Consider the following 20,251-nt stretch of genomic DNA (forward strand, 5'->3'; position numbering starts at 1 on the left):
AGACCATGGCGAACGCCACGACTGCTTCACCTGCCATGATGGCGAACCCTGCTTCGGAGCGCATCGCGCCGAAGCGGCTGTTCGCGTTCATCATCATGGTGTTCGGGATGTTCATGTCGATCCTGGACATCCAGATCGTCTCGGCGTCCTTAAGCGAAATCCAGGCCGGCCTGTCGGCGAGCTCCAGCGAAGTCTCCTGGGTGCAGACCGCCTATTTGATCGCCGAAGTCATTGCGATCCCGCTATCAGGGTTTTTGTCGCGCGCCCTCGGCACGCGGCTGCTGTTCGCGATCTCGGCCGCCGGCTTCACGGTCTCGAGCCTGCTCTGCGGCTTCGCCACGACCATCGAGGAGATGATCGTCTGGCGCGTGCTGCAAGGCTTTCTCGGCGCCGGGATGATCCCGACGGTGTTCGCCTCGGCCTATACGGTTTTCCCGCGCTCGAAATTCCACATCGTCGGCCCCATCATCGGGCTTGTTGCGACCTTGGCCCCCACGATCGGCCCGACGGTCGGCGGCTATATCACCGATCTGATGTCGTGGAACTGGCTGTTCTTCATCAACGTCGTGCCGGGCATCGCCATCACGCTCGGGGTGATCGCGCTGGTCGATTTCGACGAGCCGCATTTCGAATTGCTCGACCGCTTCGACTGGTGGGGCCTGCTGTTCATGGCCGGCTTCCTCGGCACGCTGGAATATGTGCTGGAGGAAGGTCCGCAGCATGAGTGGATGCAGGACACCTCCGTTGCGATCTGCGCCTGGATCTGCGCGGTCTCGGCGATCGCCTTTTTCTGGCGCGTGTTCACGGCGGCCGAGCCGATCGTCAATTTGCGCACCTTCTCCAATCGCAATTTCGCGATCGGCTGCGTCCTCCAGTTCTGCATCGGCATCGGTCTGTACGGCCTGACCTATATCTATCCGCGCTACCTCGCGGAAGTGCGCGGCTACAGCGCACTGATGATTGGCGAGACCCTGTTTGTTTCCGGCATCACCATGTTCCTGGTCGCACCGCTGGTCGGCCGGCTCATGTTGAAGGTCGACATGCGCTACATGATTGCGTTCGGCCTCATCGTGTTCGCGATCGGCTCCTACCAGATGACCTGGATAACCCGCGACTACGATTTCTACGAGCTGCTAATGCCGCAGATCCTGCGCGGCGTCGGCATGATGTTCGCGATGGTGCCGACCAACAACATCGCGCTCGGCACGCTGGCGCCTGACAGGGTGAAGAACGCGAGCGGCCTGTTCAACCTGATGCGCAATCTCGGCGGCGCCGTCGGCCTTGCCGTCATCAACACCGTGCTCAACGACCGCACTGACCTCCACATCACCCGCCTCCAGGAGCGCGTGACCTGGGGCAATGCGACCGCGACCGAAACCCTGACCATGCTGACGCAGAAGTTTCAGGGGCTCGGCGATTCCACGCTGATGGCAATGAAGCAGCTCAGCCAGATCGTACATCGGCAGGCCGCGGTGATGGGTTATGGCGACGCCTTCTTCGTGCTGACGCTGTTCTATCTCGGCCTCAGCCTGCTGGTGATGCTGCTGAAGAAACCGGCCTCGCTGGCCGGCGGCGGCGACGCGCATTGAGCGAGCCACATACGAGCTGTCATCGCCCGGCTTGACCGGGGTACCCAGTACGCCGAGACAGCAGCGGTTGAGCCGAGAAGCCGCGGCGTACGGGATTCCCCGCCTTCGCGGGGAATGACAGCGGAGATTGAGGCGGCGGCGACGCTCCCCAACGCGCAGCACACCAAATTGCAACACTCGCGCGTGATCTCGCGCGGGCCCCGTTGCAAATCACCCGCGCCGCATCTATAAAGCGCACCTCATTCAATCGAACCGGGAGGGATTTGCATGATTTCGTCGCATTCGCAGATCGTACCTCCGCGCTCGATGATGTCCTGGCTCGGTATGTGCTCGACCTCCTAGAGGTCCTTTCCGCCAGCTTCGATTGGGTTTTGCGTCCCGATCGCTCCGCTTCCCAAGTCAAAATCAGTCTCAAGTGACGCCGTCTCGGCCCTCGCGGCCGGCCTGCGTCCATCGATGGAGCCGGCCTGCGCCAAAAGCGGCCGGATGATGCCATGACCGCTCTGTCAAAAAAGCCCGCGGCGATACGCGTGGTGCTGCCCTTCGTGTTCCGGCACTGGCTGAAGCAGCCGGGGCGCATCTTCGCCATCGCCGTCGGTCTGCTGGGTGCGACCGTCGCCGACCTGTTCATGCCGGTGTTCTCCGGCCATTTGGTCGATGCGCTGACGCGCGGGCCGTCCGATCCCGAGGCGCGCCACGCGGCATTGGTGGCGTTGGGCGGCATCGTGGCGCTGGGCGCGGCCTCGATGGTGCTGCGCCTGGCCGGGCTGCAGGTAATCGTGCCGTTCACGCTGAAGATCATGTCCGAGGTGGCGCAAGACGCGTTCCTGCGCGTGCAGCGCTTCTCGACCGACTGGCACGCCAACTCCTTTGCCGGCTCGACCGTGCGCAAGATCACGCGCGGCATGTGGGCGCTCGATCTGTTGAACGACACCATCCTGCTGGCGCTGCTGCCGTCGCTGGCCGTGCTGATCGGCTCGATGATCCTGCTCGGCGTGCACTGGGCTTCGCTCGGCGCGGTGATCGCGCTCGGGGCGGCTATCTATGTCACGATGACCGTGCTGTTCTCGACGCGCTATATCGCGCCGGCCGCGCGCATCTCCAACGCCTGGGACACCAAGGTCGGCGGCACGCTGGCGGATTCGCTGACCTGCAATGCGGTGGTGAAATCCTTCGGCGCCGAGATGCGCGAGGATGCGCGGCTTGCCCGTGTCATCAGCCGTTGGCGCGTGCGCGTGCGGCGGACCTGGTTCCGCTACAACTACACGGCCATGTCGCAGCTCTCGCTGCTGCTGTGCCTGCGTGCGTCCGTGATCGGCGGATCGGTGCTGCTGTGGATGTCCGGGCATGCCTCGCCCGGCGACGTCACCTATGTGCTGACGAGCTATTACGTGATCCATGCCTATCTGCGCGACGTCGGCATGCACATCAACAACCTCCAGCGCTCGGTCAACGACATGGAGGAGCTGGTGGCGATCCATGACGAGCCGATCGGCATTGCCGATGCCGCCGGTGCGCGGCCGATCGTGATCGAAGGCGGCGAGATCGTGTTCGACGACGTCACGTTCCACTATGGCGGCCATCCTGCGCCGCTGTACGACGGACTGTCGCTGACGATCCGCGCCGGCGAACGCGTTGGCCTCGTCGGCCGTTCCGGCTCCGGCAAGACCACCTTCGTCAAGCTGGTGCAGCGGCTCTACGACGTCTCGGATGGCCGCGTGCTGATCGACGGGCAGGACATCGCACTGGCGACGCAGCAATCGCTGCGCAGCCAGATCGCGATCGTGCAGCAGGACCCGATCCTGTTTCATCGTTCGCTCGCCGAGAACATCGCCTATGGCCGGCCCGGCGCCGGCCTCGAGGCGATCGAGCAGGCGGCGCGGCTGGCGAACGCGCATGACTTCATCCTGCGCCTGCCGAAGGGCTACGGCACGCTGGTCGGCGAACGCGGCGTGAAGCTCTCGGGCGGCGAGCGGCAGCGCGTGGCGCTGGCGCGCGCGTTCCTCGCGGATGCGCCGGTGCTGATTCTGGACGAGGCGACGTCGAGCCTCGATTCGGAATCGGAGGCGCTGATCCAGCAGGCGATGGAGCGGCTGATGAAGGGGCGCACCTCGATCGTGATCGCGCACCGGCTGTCGACGGTGAGGAGTCTCGATCGGATCCTGGTGTTCGACCGCGGCGAGATCGTCGAGCAAGGCACCCATGCCATGCTCGCGGGCAAGCCAGGTGGCCTCTATCGCGGTCTGTTCGAGCGCCAGGTGGTGGATCTCGGACAGATCGCAGCAGCGGAATGAGGCGCGCGGCAGCGGGACGCAAGTCCCGCCGTCCCGCGACCTAAGGATGGAATGAGATGAAAGACCTGACGCACGGCTCCATCGTGAGACACATCCTGGTCATGACGCCGCCGATCATGGCCGGCATGGTCTCGATCATGGTCTGCCAGCTGGTCGATCTGTACTTCGTGTCGGGCCTGGGCGATGCGGCCGTTGCCGGTGTCGCCGCGGCCGGCAATGCCGGCTTCCTCGTCAACGCGCTGATCCAGGTGCTCGGCGTCGGTACGGTGGCGCTGATCGCTCATGCCGTGGGACGCAAGGATCGGCCGGACGCCAATCTGGTCTTCAACCAGGCGGTCGCGCTGTCGATGCTGTTCGGCCTGTTGACGGTGGTTATGACTGCAGCGCTGTCGCGCCTCTACATGGGTTCGGTCGCCGCGGACCAGGCCACGATCGAGGCTGGAACCATCTATCTGTTGTGGCTCATGCCGGCGCTCGCGCTGGAATTCGTCATGCAGGTGACGGGATCCGCGCTGCGCGCGACCGGCATCGTGCGTCCCGCCATGCTGGTGCGGGTCGTCGCTGTTATCATCAACATCGCGCTGGCGCCGGTGCTGATCTCGGGCTGGGGCACGGGCTATCCGCTCGGCGTCGCCGGCGCGGGACTGGCGACCTCGATCGCGGTCACCATCGGCACACTGATGCTGCTTGTCTATTTCCGCAAGGTCGAGCGCTATGTCGCCTTCAATCCGGCGCAGTGGCGACCGCAGCCGCGCCATCTGATGCGCATCCTCAATGTCGGCCTGCCGGCCGGCGGTGAGTTCGTGATGATGTTCATCTTCATGGGGGTGGTCTATTACGTGCTGAGTGATTTCGGCGCGGCGGCGCAGGCGGGATTCGGCATCGGGCAGCGGATGCTCGGCCTGATCCAGATGCCGGGGCTTGCCATTGCGCTCGCGGCAGGGCCGATCGCCGGCCAGAATTTCGGCGCGGGCAACGGCGCGCGCGTGCGCGACACCTTCGTCCAGTCGGTGCTGATCACCACTGTGGTGATGGTCGGCTTCACGATCCTCGCGCAGGTGAAGCCGGAGTGGCTACTCGCCGGATTCTCGAACGACCGCGAGACAATGGCGATCGCCTATTTGTTCCTGCGGATCATCTCGCTCAACATGGTGGCGCAGGGCCTGATCTTCACCTGCTCGAGCATGTTCCAGGGTCTCGGCAACACCAAGCCGGTGCTCGTGAGCTCGGCGACGCGCGTGCTCACCTACTCGCTGCCGGCGATCTGGCTCTCGACGCGGCCGGGTTTCCACATGGAGTACGTCTGGTATCTGTCGATCGCGGCGACCACGTTCCAGGCGGGCTTGAGTCTGTGGCTGCTGCGCCGCGAGTTCGGGAAGCGCCTTGGAGCGCCGCCAAAGGAGAAGGCTGCGGAGCCGGCAGGCCCTGAGCCGATCGCGCCTCGCGCACGCGAGCCCGCATAGTGACAGCTTGTTCGATCCCCGCGGCTCCGGCTAATTTGCCGGGCGGCGGGGATGGTGGGCTGCAGAAGGGCCGAATGACCGGAGTGACGAACGAGCCGCAGCCAGCGTCCTGGCTCTCCGCGATCTGGGCGGCGCGCTATCGCACGCCGGCCCGCTTCGTCGCGCTGATCGCGCTGCTGTTGCCGTGGACCACGACCGGGGTGACCTTTGCGCTGGTGCCCTGGCTGATCGCTTTTGCGTTCGTCGATCTCCGCGAATTCCCGCGTTCGCTGCTTCGCCCGATCTGCCTGCTGCCGATCGCGCTGGTCGTCCTCGCCGCTGTCGGGGCGCTCTGGTCGGATGCGGCCTGGCCGGAGCGGATCCATGCGATCGGGCCCGTGGCAAAGCTGCTGGTGATCCCGCTGCTGATCTACCAGTTCGAGCGCTGGCCCTACGGCAACTGGGTGGTCGCGGCGTTCCTGGTCTCCTGCGCGCTGCTCATGCTGTACTCGTTCGCTGTTGCGATCGACCCCGATGTCTCGCTGAAGCTCTACCTCTCGCGCGGGCCTTACAAGGTCGAGAGCGGGATCGCCGTGCGCAACTATATCGACCAGAGCCAGGAATTCGGGCTCTGCGCAATCGCGCTGGTCTATCCGATCGTGACGCTGTTCCGTGAGGGCCGCGTTCGCATCGCCGCGCTGTTCGCCGCGCTCGCGATCGGCTTTCTCGCCAACATGATGTTCGTCGTGGTGTCGCGCACGGCGCTGGTGACGCTTCCGGTCCTGGTCGTGGTGTTTGCGTTGCTGCACCTGCAGTGGCGTGCGGCGCTCATCGCCGCCGGCGCGATGGCGCTGCTCGCGGTGTCGCTCTGGACCGTCTCGCCGCATCTGCAGGCGACCGTCACAAAGTTCCAGACCGACTATGAAAGGAGCATGGAGGGCAACAGCACGTCGATCAGCGGCATGGGATCACGTCTGGAATACTGGCGGAAGTCCCTGCGGTTCATCGCGGACGCGCCGCTGATGGGGCACGGCACCGGCTCGATCCGCGGGTTGTTCGCAAGCGTGGCTGTTGACGCGGACGTCGATCCCTTGCACGGCGAGATCGTCAGCAACCCTCACAATCAGACCCTCAGCGTTGCCGTGCAGTGGGGCGTCGTCGGAATCCTGGTGCTCTACGCGCTGTGGTTTGCGCATCTCCTGATGTTTCGCGGCGAGGGGCTGGCCTGCTGGATCGGCTTGCTGGTCGTGGTGCAGAACATGCTGTCCTCGCTGCTGAACACACACCTGTTCGATTTCACCTCGGGCTGGATCTACGTGCTCGGTGTCGGCGTCGCCGGCGGCATGGCGCTCGCCGCGAAGACGACGCAGAGCTAGGCCAGTCATCCGACCGCGGTCGTTCGCGCGCAGGACCGATATCAGTCGCCACAGATTGATCGGAATGAGAGTGCAGTGGAGAAGAAGGATCGGCGTCAAGTGAAGGCTCGCGGCATAGACGATGAACACAACATTACTGCACAGTGCGACGGTTCGCAGGGCAATCATGTCGTTCATGTAAAAGGTCAGAAGAACGAGACCTGACGCAATGCAGCCGATGAGGTCGGTCGAGGGCATGACAACCTCGCTCTCAATCGTGATTGTGCAATTCGGTTAGCCCGGGCAGCGACTTTCCTGGCGCGGGAGGACCAGGTGCACGACATGACAGCGCAGACATGCGCAAATTGCGATATTCGATGCCGGGCGCCTGCTACTGGATCGGCGCAATCCCCACCTGCTTGATCAGTTTGGCCCATACCGGAGCTTCGTTCCGGATCAATGTTGCGAACTCGTCCGGCGTGCGCGTCACCACCTCCATACCGAGCGCTGCGAATTTTTCCCTTGCCGCGGGGGCTGTAACGGCCTTCAGCGCCTCATCGTGCAGCATCCCGACGATCTCGGCCGGCGTCCCGGCAGGAGCCATCAAGCCAAACCAGGCGCTGGCATCAAAGCCGCTGAAGCCGAGTTCGTCGAGCGTCGGCAGATCGGGCATGGCCGGCGAGCGCCGCAGCGAGGTGACCGCCAACGCGTGCAATTGACCGTCGCGGACCAGCGGCAGCACCGAGGCGATACTGCCGAAGAACATGGTGACGCGACCAGCAACGAGATCGCTCAACAATGCCGTGCTGTCGCGATACGGCACGTGCTGCATCTTGATGCCGGCCATGGTCTGGAACAGCTCGCCGGCGAGATGGGTCGAGGTGCCGATTCCGGCCGAGGCAAATGTCAGCGCGGTGGGGCTGCGCCGTGCCAACTCGACCAGATCCCGCACGCTTCCGGCCGGAACGTCCTTGTTCAGCACCAGAACGTTCGGCGCAATCGTCACCTGCGCCACCGGGACGAGATCGTGCGCCGGATCATACGGCAGCTTCGCGTAGAGGGAGGGGTTGATGACGATCGCCGCATTGCCCGCCATCAGCAGAGTGGCGCCGTCCGGCGCCGCCTTGGCAACGTGATCTGCCGCGATGTTGCCGCCCGCTCCCAGCATGTTCTCAACCACGACCGGTTTTCCCCACGCCGCTGTAAAACGTTCGGCCAGGATGCGCGCAGCCACGTCGGGCGCGCTTCCCGGACTGAAGCCCAGCACGATGCGGATCGTGGCTTGCGGATAGGCGGGTTCCGCGCGCAACGGGTGCACCAGAAACAAAAGCGTCGCCAAAGTGAATGCCAGCCGTGTCATGATCCGTCTCCTGTCAGCGCGAGGGATTGTCCGCGCTGACAGGCCGTTCGTCGTCACCCCACGGGGTGACGACGACACCAGCCCGCAATGAGGACGGCCGCCTCAGATCGCCGGGCCGAGCGTACCGGCGATCTGAGCGATGGCTCGCACCAGCTCAGTGTGGCCGCGGATTCCGACCTTGGCGTAAATCCGCTTGGCGTGGGTTTTCAGTGTATTCCGGCTGATGCCGAGCATCGCGGCAACCGCCGACATGTCGTTCGCTTGTGCAAGCGCGGTCGCCACCCGCATTTCGGCTGCGGTCAGGCCGTGGCGTGCGGCCAACAATGCGCTCGCCGCATCGTGGGTGCGCGACACGTCGACCAGGAGCGCGATCGCGACAGGGCGCGCCATCGCGTGGTGCGACGGGCGATCGAGCGCACGGCCCCTGACCGGTGCCACAGTTACGTCGATGTCCCCGCCGTCGCCCCGCGGCAGGCGGATCGCCCCTCCGGCGCCACCGCGTACAACGTCGCCGACCAGCGCGCGGAACGCGTTCGTGACGGACGGTGGACCGGTCACGTCAGTGCCGGTGTTGAGGTGAAGCGACAGGTCCTCGGCGTGTACCCGAGCCGTGGCATTGGCGAACAGCACCCGGTGCCCGGCATCGAAAGTGATGATGCCGGTCGACAGCGCGTCGAGCGCATCGCGCTCAGCCTGCGCGGCCGCCCGATAATCGAGCATACGTAATCGCAGTTCGGAGGCCCGCCGCAAATGCGGAAGCAGCGAATTCAAGACGGCGATGTCTCGTTCGCTGAATGGCCCCTTGGTCTCGCTACGCTCGACGTTGATCGAGACCTTGAAGTCCGGACGGCTGATCACGTTGACGATTGTTCCGTGCGCGATGTTCTGCGGCCGGAGCACATCGTCGTAAAACGACGTGCGCTTGAGCTGCGCCAGCGCAATCAGGTCGTCGGAGCGCACCAAATGGCCGGCCCTGAATCGGCTCGAGCGCATCCATGGATTGGCGACATGATAGAGTTCGTGGCGGCGTTTGCAGTCTGGATCGATCCGGCCAAGTTCGTGGAACGTGTACGTCTCACGATTGACGCTGAAGCCGTGGATCAGCGCGCCCGCGCTGTCGGTCAGATCAGCAATGCCTTCCAGCACCGCGCTCCAGAGCGATGCGTCAAGCACGGCATCGTACATCGATCCGATAAGCGCTTCTCGCCTATGTTCGAAATCCGTCGACATCGCCAGGCCCTCTGCGGCGGGATCAGGATCGCCGATAAGCAATCAGTGCGCAAGCATGCCGGCGAACCCGGAGTTCCGCATATCGATCTGAATTTGGTTGCGCGCAAATGGGCCCGCGCCTAGAGCGCGCCGATACTGTTCCAGACGAGAGTTAGGCCCGACAGGAACAACAGGCCGAGCACGACGTCGCCAAAATGCTTGTCGTTCAGCACGTGATAGACGCGCGCGCCGGCCCATGCTCCGATCAGCGTGCCCGGGAAGGCGACAGCTGCGAGCCAGACCACTTTCATTTCGACGAGGCCTGACGCGGTCTGCAACACCAGTGCAGTGGCGAGCACGGTGAAATTGAACAGCTGGAAGATGCCGCGCCGCTCGTGCTTGTTCCAGCCGCGGATGTTGGCCCACAGGATCGGCAGCGGCCCGGAGAGGCCCGCAAGCCCGCCCAAGATGCCGCCGGCAAAACCAATCGCGCCGTCGGCGATCCGGCCGCCGAACTTGATGGCGAGCGGCTTCTTGTTCAGATAGAGCGCGCTGGAAAAGATCAGCAGCAGCACGCCGATGCTCAGCTTGAACACTTTTGGATCGGCGGAGGCGACCATCATGATCCCGAGCGGTACGCCGATCAGTCCGCCGATCAGGAACGGCCACACCAGCGAGAGGTCAAAGCTCTTCCACATCGACGGCAGGGTCGAGATCTGCGCGATCACCGAGCAGATCAGCACCAGGGGCACCGCGAGCGAGGGCGGCAGCACGTAGAGCCAGATCCCGAGCGCCATCAGTGCCGTGCCGAAGCCGGCGAGCCCCGAGACGAAGCCGCCGGCCAATGCGCCAAACAGCAGCAGCGCGTAGGTGAGCGTTTCCAACAGATTGTCCTTGTCGCAATGGGCGATCCCGAACTGTTGATCGCCACTGCCCGCATAGCACAGCCACGGCCGTGGAGGTCAATTTCGAAACCGCACGCAAGCGTGATCCTCAACGGCGGGCGTTCGGGAAACACAGACCTACATGATGATCGTACTTCGATCTGGGGGGCTACTTGACGCAATTATGCGCTCCGAATGGCCTGTTCCCCGTACGAGATGATGGAGAAAGACCATGACCCGCAAGACCATTGCAATTGCCGCCGCGCTGTTGTCGGCCGCCGTCCTGATGCCGGCAGTGGCGCAGGCACAGCTTTCCGAGCCCGCGGCCTATCAGGCCGCCCATCCCGACCGCGATGTGCTCAATGGCGGCCAGCTGACGCCCGCAGGGCGTGCGGCCCGTGGCGAGACAGTGGCGCCGAGCGAAGCCTATGCGGCCTATCCGTCAGCTGTGACGCCGGTCGTTCGCCCGCGCCATCGCCGCCACCACCAGTAATTTGCGCCTAAACGATCTGCCTTGTGTCGGCGGGCTTGTGCAGCGCGCTGACCAGGATCCGCAATGCTTCCGTCAATTCGGATCTGTTGCGTGCCGCGCCCAGCGAGACGCGCGCCGCATGCGGCGGCGTCCCGTCCACGGCGAAGGCATCGCCGGCGACGATCGCTAGCCCATTGCGCAACAGATGCGCTGCGACGTCGGGCCGTCCTTCCGGCAGCCGTAGCCAGAGATGATGGGCAGCCGGTTTGGCCTGGAACTGAAAGCCTTTCAGTGCGCGCTGGGCGAGCTGCTGGCGGCCGATGGCCTCGTTGCGGATGGCGGTGATGATGCGATCGGCGATGCCGCTCTCGATCCAATGCGTCACCAGCGCGACCATCAGCGGCGCCGGCATCTGCACGGTCGCCTGCAAGCAGGTTCTCATGTCCTGCTGTGCAGCGTTGTCGGGCGTGACGAGATAAGCGACGCGGAGCGCCGGCGCGATGCATTTTGACAGCGTGGTCGCGAGATAAGTCCGCTCCGGAATGAGGTTGGCGATTGGGGATGCCGAACGATCGAGCAGCCCGTAGGCGTCGTCCTCGATCAATATCGTATCGGCATCGCGAATGATCTCAGCGATCGCGCGTCGCCGCTCGGCGGACAACGTCGCTGTGGTCGGATTGTGCAGCGTCGGAATGAGATACACGGCCTTGGGCTTGTGCGTGCGGCAGGCCTTCGCCAATGCATCGGGCAGGATGCCGCCGTCATCCATGGCGACGCTGACGAGCCTGACGCCGAGCTGCGCTGCGGCCGCCTTGATGCCGGGAAAGGTGAGGGCCTCCGTCAGCACGACGTCGCCGGGACGCGCGAGATATGCGAGCAAGTTGAACAGGATCGTCTGCGCGCCCGGGAAGATCACGAGCCTGTCGGCATGCGCGTGCGGAACGCGTGCGCGCATCCAGCGCGCCGCGACCTCGCGCTCATGCGCGCTGCCGCCGGGCGGCTGGTAGTTCAGGAATGCGGTCAACCCCGATTGCGCGCGAAGGGCTTCCATCCCGGCGATGATGCGCTCGTCGAGCTGCGCTTCCAGCGGATGCGGCGGCACGTTCATCGAGAGGTCGATCGCCACGGGATGCGGCAGGTCGACCGCGCGGCGCGCGCTGGTCTCCGACACGAAGGAGCCCTGGCCGACGCGGGCTTCCATGATGCCGCGGCGCCGCGCCTCGGTGTAGGCGCGCGTCACCGTGGTGAGGTCGATGCCGAGCGCTTTTGCCAGTGCGCGCTGCGTCGGCAGCTGCTGTCCCCGCACCAGCCGGCCGGCGGCGATATCGGCCTCCATGGCCTCGACGATGCGCTGATAGCGCGGCCCTGATAGCTCCGAGATTGTAGGAGTCCAATCCATGCAATTTAGACCCATATCCTTTGAATGTATGGATGCAAGATATTATTGTATGGATCAGCGAAAAGGAAGAGGTGCTGTGATGGCAACCGGTTCAGTCTCTCTCTCGAAGGCGATGTGGCGCGGTTTTCTTGGCAAGTGCCCGAACTGCGGCGAAGGACATCTGTTCGGCCGTTTCCTGAAGGTCGCGGATAGCTGCGATCATTGCGGCGAGGAGCTGTTCCACCAGCGCGCCGACGACTTCCCGGCCTATCTGGTGATGGTCGTGGTCGGCCATCTCGTGGTGCCGGCGATCCTCGCGGTCGAGACCGCCTATGCGCCCGCGGTCTGGCTGCAACTGGCGGTGTGGTTGCCGGTGACGCTGTTTGCTTCGCTCGCGCTGCTGCAGCCGACCAAGGGCGCCATCGTCGGCCTGCAATGGCAGATCGGCATGCACGGCTTTGAGGCGGGCAAGCTGCGGCGCGAGGCCGGTGGGTTTGCGCCGGTGCTCGTGAAGGCGGACACGCGCACGGCCTGAGCGGCCGCAGCGTTTACATCGCGCGCGCGGCCGCTACACTCCATCGTACAAGCAAGAACGATGGAAACGCCGATGGCCGCACGCGCGAAGACCTTTCTGCTCTGTCATGGCGCATGGTCCGGCGGATGGGCCTGGAAGAAGATGCATCCGCTGATGGCGCAGGCCGGCCACCGCCTGCTGGCGCCGACCTACACCGGGCTCGGCGAGCGCGCGCATCTGGCTAATCCCGCGATCGATCTGGACACGCACATCCAGGACATCCTCAACGTCATCAAGTTCGAGGATCTCAGCGACATCGTGCTGCTCGGCCACAGCTATGGCGGCATGGTCGCAACCGGCGTCGCCGATCGCGCGCGCGAGCGCGTGACGCAACTGATCTATCTCGACGCCTTCGTGCCGCGCGACGGCCAGTCGCTGTTCGATCTCCATGAGGGCGGACGCGAGCCGATGCGCAAGGCAGCAGGCTCGGGTGACGGCTACCGCGTTCCGCCGAACCCACCGCCGCCGGACACGCCGCAGGCCGATCTTGACTGGCTCAATGCGCGCCGCATCAACATGCCGATCAAATGTTTTGAGACGAAGCTGAAGCTCCAGCACGGCGAACCCGCGATGCCGCGCAGCTATATCTACTGCAAGCGCATCCCGCCGGGCGACGTGTTCGGGCAGTTTGCGAAGCGGACGAAGAGCGAGGAGGGCTGGCGCTATTTCGAGCTCGACGCGAGCCATGCGCCGAACGTGACGGCGCCGGAGGCGCTGATGGGCGTGTTACGGGAGGTTGTAGGTTAGCACCGTCGTCATTCCGGGGCTCGCGAAGCGAGAGCCCGGAATCCATTCCGCCACCGGATCTGCCGCCCGATGGATTCCGGGTTCGTGCTGCGCACGCCCCGGAATGACGGCGGTGAAAAATGGTGAGGGGTCCGGTGCGTTAGCATCGAACCCCTCGTCGCAAGATATCAGCCGGCCTGTAAGCCGGGTTCTGTAAGGCACCGTCCGCTTGCGCGAACGATACGTGACGGCCATTCCTCTGGGACCATGTTTGCACATGGCCTCGAGCAACCTACCCGGACGGCGGGTCTGACATCACCCCGCGGCGTTATCGCTTGCGCGAACAGCCCGCTACGCCGTCCCTATTCGGTTTTGCTCCCGGTGGGGTTTACCATGCCGGCTCCGTTGCCGGACCCGCGGTGCGCTCTTACCGCACCTTTTCACCCTTACCTGCCTATGCAGCTTGCGCTGCGAAGGCGGGCGGTTCGTTCTCTGTGGCACTTTCCCTAGGGTTGCCCCCGCCGGACGTTATCCGGCACCGTATGTCAAGGGAGCCCGGACTTTCCTCCCCGGCGGCCTTTCGGCCCTTGCCGGAGCGGCCGTCCGGCCGACTGACGGATAACGCATGGATCATTTGTGACGGTTCCGTCAAGCCGGTATCGCCGCGCACGCTTTGCCCGAATAATTTATCCTGAAGATGTCGTTTGGTGCGTGCCCGGTTCGACTGGATGTCGGTGATCCCCCGAACAACAGGAGTTGAGCGATGCAGTATCTGCTGCTGATCTATCGGAACGAAGCGGAATTGAGCAAGATGACCCCCGCAGACCGTCAGGCGATGTCGGCGGAGTATGGCACTTACACCCAGTCCATCGTCCAGAGCGGCCATTTCAAGGCCGGTGACGGGCTTCAGCCGACCACGACCGCGACCACCGTGCGTGTCCGCGACGGCAAGATCCTGACGACCGACGGTCCATTCGCAGAGACCCGCGAGCAGCTCGGCGGCTATTATCTGGTCGAGGCCAAGGATCTCGATGCCGCCATTGCACTGGCGGCGCGGATTCCCGGAGCCAGGGACGGGTCGATCGAAGTCAGGCCGGTCATGATCTACAAGTGATCTCTTCCTCGGACATCGAGACGATCTTCCGCGACGAGGCGGGGCGGGCGCTGGCCACGCTGATCCGCCTCGTCGGCGATTTCGATCTCGCCGAGGAGGCGCTCCAGGATGCCTTTACGGTGGCGCTGGAGCGCTGGCCAGCGTGCGATGTGCCCGACAATCCGCGCGCCTGGCTGGTCAATGTCGGCCGCAACAAGGTGATCGACCGCATTCGTCGGCAGGCCGTTTTCCGCGGCAAGCAGCAGGCGCTCGTGCATGAGCTCGAGCTGAACGCGCAAGCTGCCGACGAGCCGGCATTGATGCTCGACGATGACATGCTGCGGTTGATCTTCACCTGCTGCCATCCTTCGTTTGCACCCGAGGTCCAGGTCGCGCTGACGCTGCGCACCGTCTGCGGCCTCTCCACCGCGCAGGTCGCGCGTGCTTTTCTGGTCAGCGAGGAAGCGATGGCGCAGCGGCTCGTCCGCGCCAAGCAGAAGATCAGGCTCGCCGGAATTCCCTATGAAGTGCCCGAGCGCGACGCGCTGGTACCGCGGCTCGACGGTGTGCTCGCCGTGATCTATCTCGTCTTCACCGAAGGCTATGTCGCGACCGAGGGTGCGGATCTGATGCGGCCCGATCTCGCGGCCGAGGCCATCCGGCTCGGCCGCTTGGTCGACCGGCTGATGCCTGACCGCACCGGCATCAAGGGCCTGCTGGCGTTGATGTTGCTACACGACGCGCGCCGCGCCGGCCGCGAGACGTCGGCGGGCGACATCGTGCTGCTGGAAGAACAGGACCGCGCGCTCTGGGATCGCGCGCAGATCGATGAGGGTCTGCGCCTGGTGGACGACGCCCTGCGCATGCCCGGCCGGCCGCAACTCTATGCGGTCCAGGCCGCGATCGCAGCGCTGCACGCGCGTGCGGCGAGCTATGAACAAACCGACTGGCCGCAGATCGCCGGTCTCTACGAGGTCCTGCTGCGTATCAACCCGTCGCCGGTGATCGAGCTCAACCACGCCGCGGCGGTGTCGATGGTCGACGGGCCCGCGCGCGCGCTCGATCTCGTCGATGCGACCGCCGCGCGCGGGGGCTTGCGTGGCTATGAGCTGCTGCCCGCAGTGCGCGCGGATTTGCTGCGGCGGTTGGGCCGCAAGGAGGAGGCGCGCGAGGCGTATCGTGCGGCGACAGAGGCGACGCAGTTGGACCCGTTGCGAAGACTGTATGCGCGGCGCGTGAGGGAGATGGAGTAGCCGCCACACACTCCGTCATTGCGAGCGCAGCGAAGCAATCCAGAATCCCTCAGCGGAAAGACTCTGGATTGCTTCGTCGCAAGTGCTCCTCGCAATGACGGAGTACGTGGCTCGCGCCGTCACTTCGTTGCGACAGTTGTCGCTTCTTGAGGCAAGCTCGCCAGCAGCGCCTGCAAGGTCGACAGCGTCGAGTGATCCGCGACGCCATCGAGGCGCGCCGGGCGGAAATGGCGCTGGAAGGCGGTGACGACTTCCATCGTCGCGGCGTCGTATTTGCCGGTCAGCGGCACGCCATAGCCGTACCTTGCGAGTGCCTGCTGCAGGCTCAACACCTCGTCGCTGATGGTGCCGAGCATCAGGCTCTCGCCGCGCACGACCGGCGCCGGCGTCACCCAATGTCCGACGCCGGAATTGGCCAGCGAGTGCCACGGAAATTTTTCGCCGGGGTCCTTCTTGCGCGCCGGCGCGACGTCGGAATGGCCGAGCACCCGGTGCGCCGGCACTTTTCGGCGAAGCATGATGCCGCGGCACAGCGCGATCACGGCCGCGATCTGGCGCAGTGGATATTCCGGATAACCCCAGTCATGGCCGCGATTGACGATCTCGATGCCGATGGAACAGGAATTGATGTCATCCTCGCCGGCCCAGGCCGAAACGCCGGCATGCCAGGCGCGCCTCGCCTCGGGCACGCTCTGCACGATGCGGCCGTCCTCCAGCACGATGTAATGCGCCGACACTTCGGTGCCCGCCGTGCACAGCCGCGCCAGCGCGCCCTCGACGTCGGGCATGCCGGTATAGTGCAGCACGATCATGTCCGGCTGCCGTGCCCTGTTGCGCTCGCCATGGTTCGGCGAAGGGATGATGTCGGAGACGGTCGAGGAATCCGGTTCGAACGTCCGCATGCTCGCCGCGGCCTTGGGAACCGGGAGAACGCGTTGACGCTTCGAATCAGTTCCAGATGGCGTGGACGGACCGGACGACATAAACAGCTCAGAGTGGGACAGAAGGGTGGGGCCAAGCCCTTCTCTTTACTATTCCTTTACCCTCCCCCGCGCGCAATCGCGCGTCAGGGTTAACGGGTGCATTTTGGCCGGGTGTGTGGATGGGGCATCACCGGAGCGTCACCTTTTCGACTTGTAACGAGGCGATCAACGTTTTCTTAACGCTAAGGGCCGTTACTGAGAGATGAAGAGCCGACCCGCGTCCGGAGGCGGCCAAAGCGTATTTTGGCTCGAAATCCCATGGCTGCCCGACAAATTCCAAGGGGAATACTGGGTTGGCGGCCCGGGACCACCGGGCTCGGTCATCATGCTGGACAGGGGTTGGGTCGTGGAACCGCCGCGACGCGGAATTATTCGAGGCGTTATGGGCTCGCTCGTCTCCGAACTCGCATGTGCGTTCGGCAGGCGTTACGCATGAGTTCGGCTCCGCACATCCCCGTTCTCGGCCGCGAGGCTGTCGACCATCTCGCTCCGCGTGAGGGGGGCATCTATGTCGACGCCACTTTCGGCGCCGGCGGCTATAGCCGCACCATCCTCGATGTTCCCGGAACCCGGCTGATTGCCATTGATCGCGACCGCACCGCTATCGCAGGCGGCGCCGAGCTGGTCGAACACTCCGCCGGTCGGCTGACATTGGTTGAAGACCGCTTCTCCAATCTCGCCGAGGTCTGCGCGGCGCAAGGCGTCGATGGCGTTGACGGCGTCGTGATGGACGTCGGCGTGTCCTCGATGCAGCTCGACCAGGCCGGTCGGGGCTTCTCGTTCCGTCTCGACGGCCCGCTCGACATGCGGATGGGGCAGGCGGGGCCGACCGCGGCCGACGTGGTCGCGCGTGCCTCGGAAGGCGATCTCGCCGACATCATCTATCTCCTCGGCGAGGAGCGGCATTCGCGCCGCGTCGCCCGCGCCATCGTCGCGGACCGGCAGGAGACACCGTTCACGACCACGCGCGCGCTCGCCGATCTCATCGGCAGAGTCGTGCGCTCAAAATTCGGCGAGATTCACCCCGCGACGCGGACGTTCCAGGCCCTGCGCATCTTCGTCAACGAAGAGCTCGAGGAACTCCAGACCGCGCTGGCTGCGGCCGAGCGTGTGCTCAAGCCTGGTGGCCGCCTCGTCGTGGTCTCGTTCCATTCGCTGGAAGACCGCATCGTCAAGAATTTCCTGAGCGAGCGTTCGAAGACCGGCGGCGGCTCGCGGCATCTGCCGGAAGTGGCGCAAACTGCTCCAAGCTTCCAGCTGCTGACGCGGCGGCCTGTCATCGCCGGCGAAGAGGAAGTTGCAAACAATCCGCGCGCGCGGTCCGCAAAGCTGCGTGCCGCCGAGCGCACCGACGCGCCCGCGCACAAGGACGATGACTCCTCGTCCTGGCCAAAACTCTCCGACGTGATGAGGGGAAGCTAGCGCATGCGCTTCATCCACCTCCTCGTCATCGGCGCACTGATTTTTGCCGCGGCCTATGTCTACCGGATCAAGATGGATTCCACGGCGCGCACCGAGAGGGTGCTGCGGCTGCATGCGGAGATCCGCGAGCAGCGCGATGCGATCGCATCACTGCGCTCCGAATGGGCCAAGCTCGATGCGCCGTTGCGCCTGCAAGGCCTGTCCGAGCGGCATCTGCCGCTCAAGCCGGTCAACGGCACGCAATATGACACGCTGAAGAATTTGCCGGAGCGTCCGCCGCGGATGTTCAGGCCCGGCGAGCCCGATCCGATCGGAGCCATGCTCAACACCATCGAAGCCGCAAGCGATCCAGACACCGTAACGGGCTCGGTGCCTCAGCCCGAGGGCAAGCAATGAGCGCTGCGACTCCGGCCAAACCTGGTGAGAAGCCGACCGAGCCTTGGCGGCAGCGGCTGATCCGCAGCCTGCTCTATGGGCGCAATGTCGATCGCGCCGCGAAGGCGCGCGCGCGCGTTGGCCTCGCTATGCTGGCCTTCGCCTCGGTCTACGCCCTGATCGGCGGCCGGCTCGTGATGTTTGCGATCGGCGCCGACGCTCACAGTGCGCGCCGTGCGGCGTCGCAGGAGGTGGTTGCGACCGCGCGCCCCGACATCGTCGACCGCAACGGCGCTATCCTTGCGACCGACGTCAAGGCCGCGAGCCTGTTCGGCGAACCGCGCCGCATTATCGACAAGGACGAGGCGATCGAGCTTCTGACCGCGACGGTGCCCGACCTCGACGAGGTCGAGGTGCGCGAGCGCCTGTCGGGTCGAAAGGGCTTTGTCTGGCTCAAGCGCGAGATCACTGCGAAGCAGCAGCAGGACATCCACAAGCTCGGCATTCCCGGCATCGGTTTCCTGCGTGAGAACAAGCGCGTCTATCCGACCGGCAACGAGGTCGCCCACCTCATTGGTCTCGTCAACATCGACAACCAGGGCATCGCCGGCATGGAGAAGTGGCTCGACAACAACGGGCTCGCCGATCTCCACCGCGCCGGCTTCGCCACCGACCGGTTGCAGAAGCCGATCGAGCTCTCGGTCGATCTGCGCGTCGAGCACGCGCTGCGCGACGAGCTTCAGAAGGCCAAGGAAAAATTCCACGCCAAGGCGGCCTCCGGCATTATCTCCAACGTCAAGACCGGCGAGATCGTGGCAATGGTCTCGTTGCCGGATTTCGATCCCAACAATCCGAAGGAAGCGCACGATCCTGATCGCATCAATCGCCTGACCACCGGCGTCTACGAGATGGGCTCTACTTTCAAGTCGTTCACGCTGGCGATGGCGCTCGACTCCGGCAAGATCAATTTGAACTCGATGTGGGACGCGCGGGGAAATCTGCACTACGGCAAGTTCACCATCCATGACAGCCACTCGCTGGGACGCTTCATCAACACCAAGGAAGTGTTCACCTACTCGTCCAACATCGGCGCCGCCCGGATCGCGCTCAGTCAGGGCGTCGAGGCGCACAAGGCGTTCCTCGCCAAGTTGGGTCAGTTGACGCGGTTGCGCACCGAACTGCCGGAGAGCGCAGCTCCCCTGTTGCCGCGCCGCTGGAGCGAGCTGAATACGGTGACCATCGCGTTCGGTCAGGGCCTGTCCGTGGCGCCGCTCCAGGCGGTGATGGGCATCAACGCCCTGATGAACGGCGGCTACCTGATTCCTCCGACGTTCCTCAAGCGTAGCGAGGAAGAGGCGGCGGCGATGGCCAAGCGCGTGATCAAGCGGGAGACCAGCGACAAGATGCGGTACCTGATGCGGCTCAATGCCGAAATCGGCACCGCCAAAAGCGCCGACGTCAAGGGCTATTATGTCGGCGGCAAGACCGGCACGTCCGAGAAGGTCATCAACGGCCGTTATGCCAAGAAACGCGTGCTCAACTCCTTCACCGCGATCATGCCCTCCGACGATCCGAAATATCAGATCCTGATCATGCTGGACGAGCCGCAGCCGCTGAAGGAGACCTACGGCTTCATCACGTCCGGCTTTAATGCCGTGCCGACCGGCGGCAAGGTGATTGAGCGGATCGCGCCGCTTTTGGGCATCGAACCGCGGTTCGACCTGCCGCCGTCCGACCGCCTTATTCTTGCAGCATCCAGGACAACCCAGTAATCAACTGGGTGCGCCTTTACCGCGGCTGAGTCGGGGGTTTCCCCGAGATTCGGCTTTCCGGCACGGCATG

General features: G+C 64.6%; 17 protein-coding genes and 1 other RNA gene. 12 read left to right on the plus strand and 6 right to left on the minus strand.

The window, feature by feature from the left end; translation table 11 throughout:
* The first annotated feature begins 5 nt into the window (after positions 1-5).
* From BMW89_RS01055 to BMW89_RS01070, 4 genes are all read left to right on the plus strand, one after another.
* Positions 6-1,589, plus strand: coding sequence for a DHA2 family efflux MFS transporter permease subunit (locus tag BMW89_RS01055; RefSeq protein WP_092021827.1), 1,584 nt, complete (start codon positions 6-8; stop codon positions 1,587-1,589).
* A gap of 494 nt (positions 1,590-2,083) precedes the next feature.
* A complete protein-coding gene (locus BMW89_RS01060) occupies positions 2,084-3,883 on the plus strand; it encodes an ABC transporter ATP-binding protein (RefSeq protein ID WP_177195759.1) in 1,800 nt (599 codons plus the stop codon).
* A 56-nt stretch (positions 3,884-3,939) separates the two neighbouring features.
* Positions 3,940-5,346: an MATE family efflux transporter gene (locus BMW89_RS01065; RefSeq protein ID WP_092021831.1), complete on the plus strand. Its 1,407-nt coding sequence runs from the start codon at positions 3,940-3,942 to the stop codon at positions 5,344-5,346.
* A gap of 74 nt (positions 5,347-5,420) precedes the next feature.
* Entirely contained in the window at positions 5,421-6,701 is a 1,281-nt protein-coding gene (locus BMW89_RS01070; RefSeq protein WP_092021833.1) for an O-antigen ligase family protein, read from the plus strand.
* A 370-nt stretch (positions 6,702-7,071) separates the two neighbouring features.
* Here BMW89_RS01070 and BMW89_RS01075 read toward each other — a convergent pair whose 3' ends face one another.
* The 3 genes from BMW89_RS01075 to BMW89_RS01085 form a co-directional block, all read right to left on the minus strand.
* On the minus strand, positions 7,072-8,097 hold the full coding sequence (locus BMW89_RS01075) for a Bug family tripartite tricarboxylate transporter substrate binding protein (protein ID WP_143062682.1): 1,026 nt from the start codon (positions 8,095-8,097) through the stop codon (positions 7,072-7,074).
* A gap of 45 nt (positions 8,098-8,142) precedes the next feature.
* Positions 8,143-9,270: a helix-turn-helix domain-containing protein gene (locus BMW89_RS01080; protein WP_143062683.1), complete on the minus strand. Its 1,128-nt coding sequence runs from the start codon at positions 9,268-9,270 to the stop codon at positions 8,143-8,145.
* 119 nt (positions 9,271-9,389) lie between these two features.
* Positions 9,390-10,133, minus strand: coding sequence for a sulfite exporter TauE/SafE family protein (locus BMW89_RS01085; RefSeq protein ID WP_092021839.1), 744 nt, complete (start codon positions 10,131-10,133; stop codon positions 9,390-9,392).
* Positions 10,134-10,365: 232 nt separating this feature from the next.
* Here BMW89_RS01085 and BMW89_RS01090 point away from each other — a divergent pair, with 232 nt between their 5' ends.
* Positions 10,366-10,626 (plus strand): hypothetical protein, encoded by a 261-nt coding sequence (locus BMW89_RS01090; RefSeq protein ID WP_092021841.1) that lies wholly within the window; start codon positions 10,366-10,368, stop codon positions 10,624-10,626.
* 7 nt (positions 10,627-10,633) lie between these two features.
* Here BMW89_RS01090 and BMW89_RS01095 read toward each other — a convergent pair whose 3' ends face one another.
* Positions 10,634-12,004 carry an aminotransferase-like domain-containing protein gene (locus tag BMW89_RS01095; protein ID WP_177195760.1) on the minus strand — a complete coding sequence of 457 codons (1,371 nt, stop codon included), beginning with the start codon at positions 12,002-12,004 and terminating at the stop codon, positions 10,634-10,636.
* A 49-nt stretch (positions 12,005-12,053) separates the two neighbouring features.
* On the opposite strand from BMW89_RS01095, the gene BMW89_RS01100 reads away from it, so the two are divergent.
* Together BMW89_RS01100 and BMW89_RS01105 are read left to right on the plus strand one after the other, a co-directional pair.
* The gene (locus BMW89_RS01100; RefSeq protein WP_177195761.1) at positions 12,054-12,518 is read left to right on the plus strand and encodes a DUF983 domain-containing protein; all 465 of its coding nucleotides are present in this window, start codon (positions 12,054-12,056) and stop codon (positions 12,516-12,518) included.
* A gap of 72 nt (positions 12,519-12,590) precedes the next feature.
* The gene (locus BMW89_RS01105) at positions 12,591-13,304 is read left to right on the plus strand and encodes an alpha/beta fold hydrolase (protein WP_177195762.1); all 714 of its coding nucleotides are present in this window, start codon (positions 12,591-12,593) and stop codon (positions 13,302-13,304) included.
* A 163-nt stretch (positions 13,305-13,467) separates the two neighbouring features.
* On the opposite strand, the gene rnpB is transcribed toward BMW89_RS01105, so the two are convergent.
* Positions 13,468-13,898: RNase P RNA component class A (gene rnpB / locus BMW89_RS01110), an RNA gene on the minus strand.
* 148 nt (positions 13,899-14,046) lie between these two features.
* Here rnpB and BMW89_RS01115 point away from each other — a divergent pair.
* Both BMW89_RS01115 and BMW89_RS01120 read left to right on the plus strand, forming a co-directional pair.
* Positions 14,047-14,397, plus strand: coding sequence for a YciI family protein (locus BMW89_RS01115; protein ID WP_092021852.1), 351 nt, complete (start codon positions 14,047-14,049; stop codon positions 14,395-14,397).
* On the plus strand, positions 14,394-15,629 hold the full coding sequence (locus BMW89_RS01120; protein WP_092021854.1) for an RNA polymerase sigma factor: 1,236 nt from the start codon (positions 14,394-14,396) through the stop codon (positions 15,627-15,629). Before BMW89_RS01115 ends, BMW89_RS01120 begins: the two co-directional genes overlap by 4 nt.
* A 119-nt stretch (positions 15,630-15,748) precedes the next feature.
* Here BMW89_RS01120 and BMW89_RS01125 read toward each other — a convergent pair whose 3' ends face one another.
* Positions 15,749-16,531 (minus strand): N-acetylmuramoyl-L-alanine amidase, encoded by a 783-nt coding sequence (locus tag BMW89_RS01125; protein WP_092021856.1) that lies wholly within the window; start codon positions 16,529-16,531, stop codon positions 15,749-15,751.
* Between the two features lie 513 nt (positions 16,532-17,044).
* Here BMW89_RS01125 and rsmH point away from each other — a divergent pair.
* Genes rsmH through BMW89_RS01140 form a run of 3 tightly spaced genes read left to right on the plus strand, consistent with a single transcriptional unit; the run spans position 17,045 to position 20,181 of the window.
* Positions 17,045-18,034 carry a 16S rRNA (cytosine(1402)-N(4))-methyltransferase RsmH gene (rsmH, locus tag BMW89_RS01130; RefSeq protein WP_177195764.1) on the plus strand — a complete coding sequence of 330 codons (990 nt, stop codon included), beginning with the start codon at positions 17,045-17,047 and terminating at the stop codon, positions 18,032-18,034.
* Between the two features lie 3 nt (positions 18,035-18,037).
* Complete coding sequence (ftsL, locus tag BMW89_RS01135) at positions 18,038-18,430, plus strand: cell division protein FtsL (protein ID WP_092021860.1); 393 nt, start codon at positions 18,038-18,040, stop codon at positions 18,428-18,430.
* Positions 18,427-20,181 carry a peptidoglycan D,D-transpeptidase FtsI family protein gene (locus tag BMW89_RS01140; RefSeq protein WP_092021862.1) on the plus strand — a complete coding sequence of 585 codons (1,755 nt, stop codon included), beginning with the start codon at positions 18,427-18,429 and terminating at the stop codon, positions 20,179-20,181. The genes ftsL and BMW89_RS01140 overlap by 4 nt, the downstream gene beginning before the upstream one ends.
* The last annotated feature ends 70 nt before the right edge of the window (positions 20,182-20,251 follow it).

The organism is Bradyrhizobium sp. OK095 (assembly GCF_900109945.1).
In the GTDB taxonomy this organism is placed as follows: Bacteria; Pseudomonadota; Alphaproteobacteria; order Rhizobiales; family Xanthobacteraceae; genus Bradyrhizobium.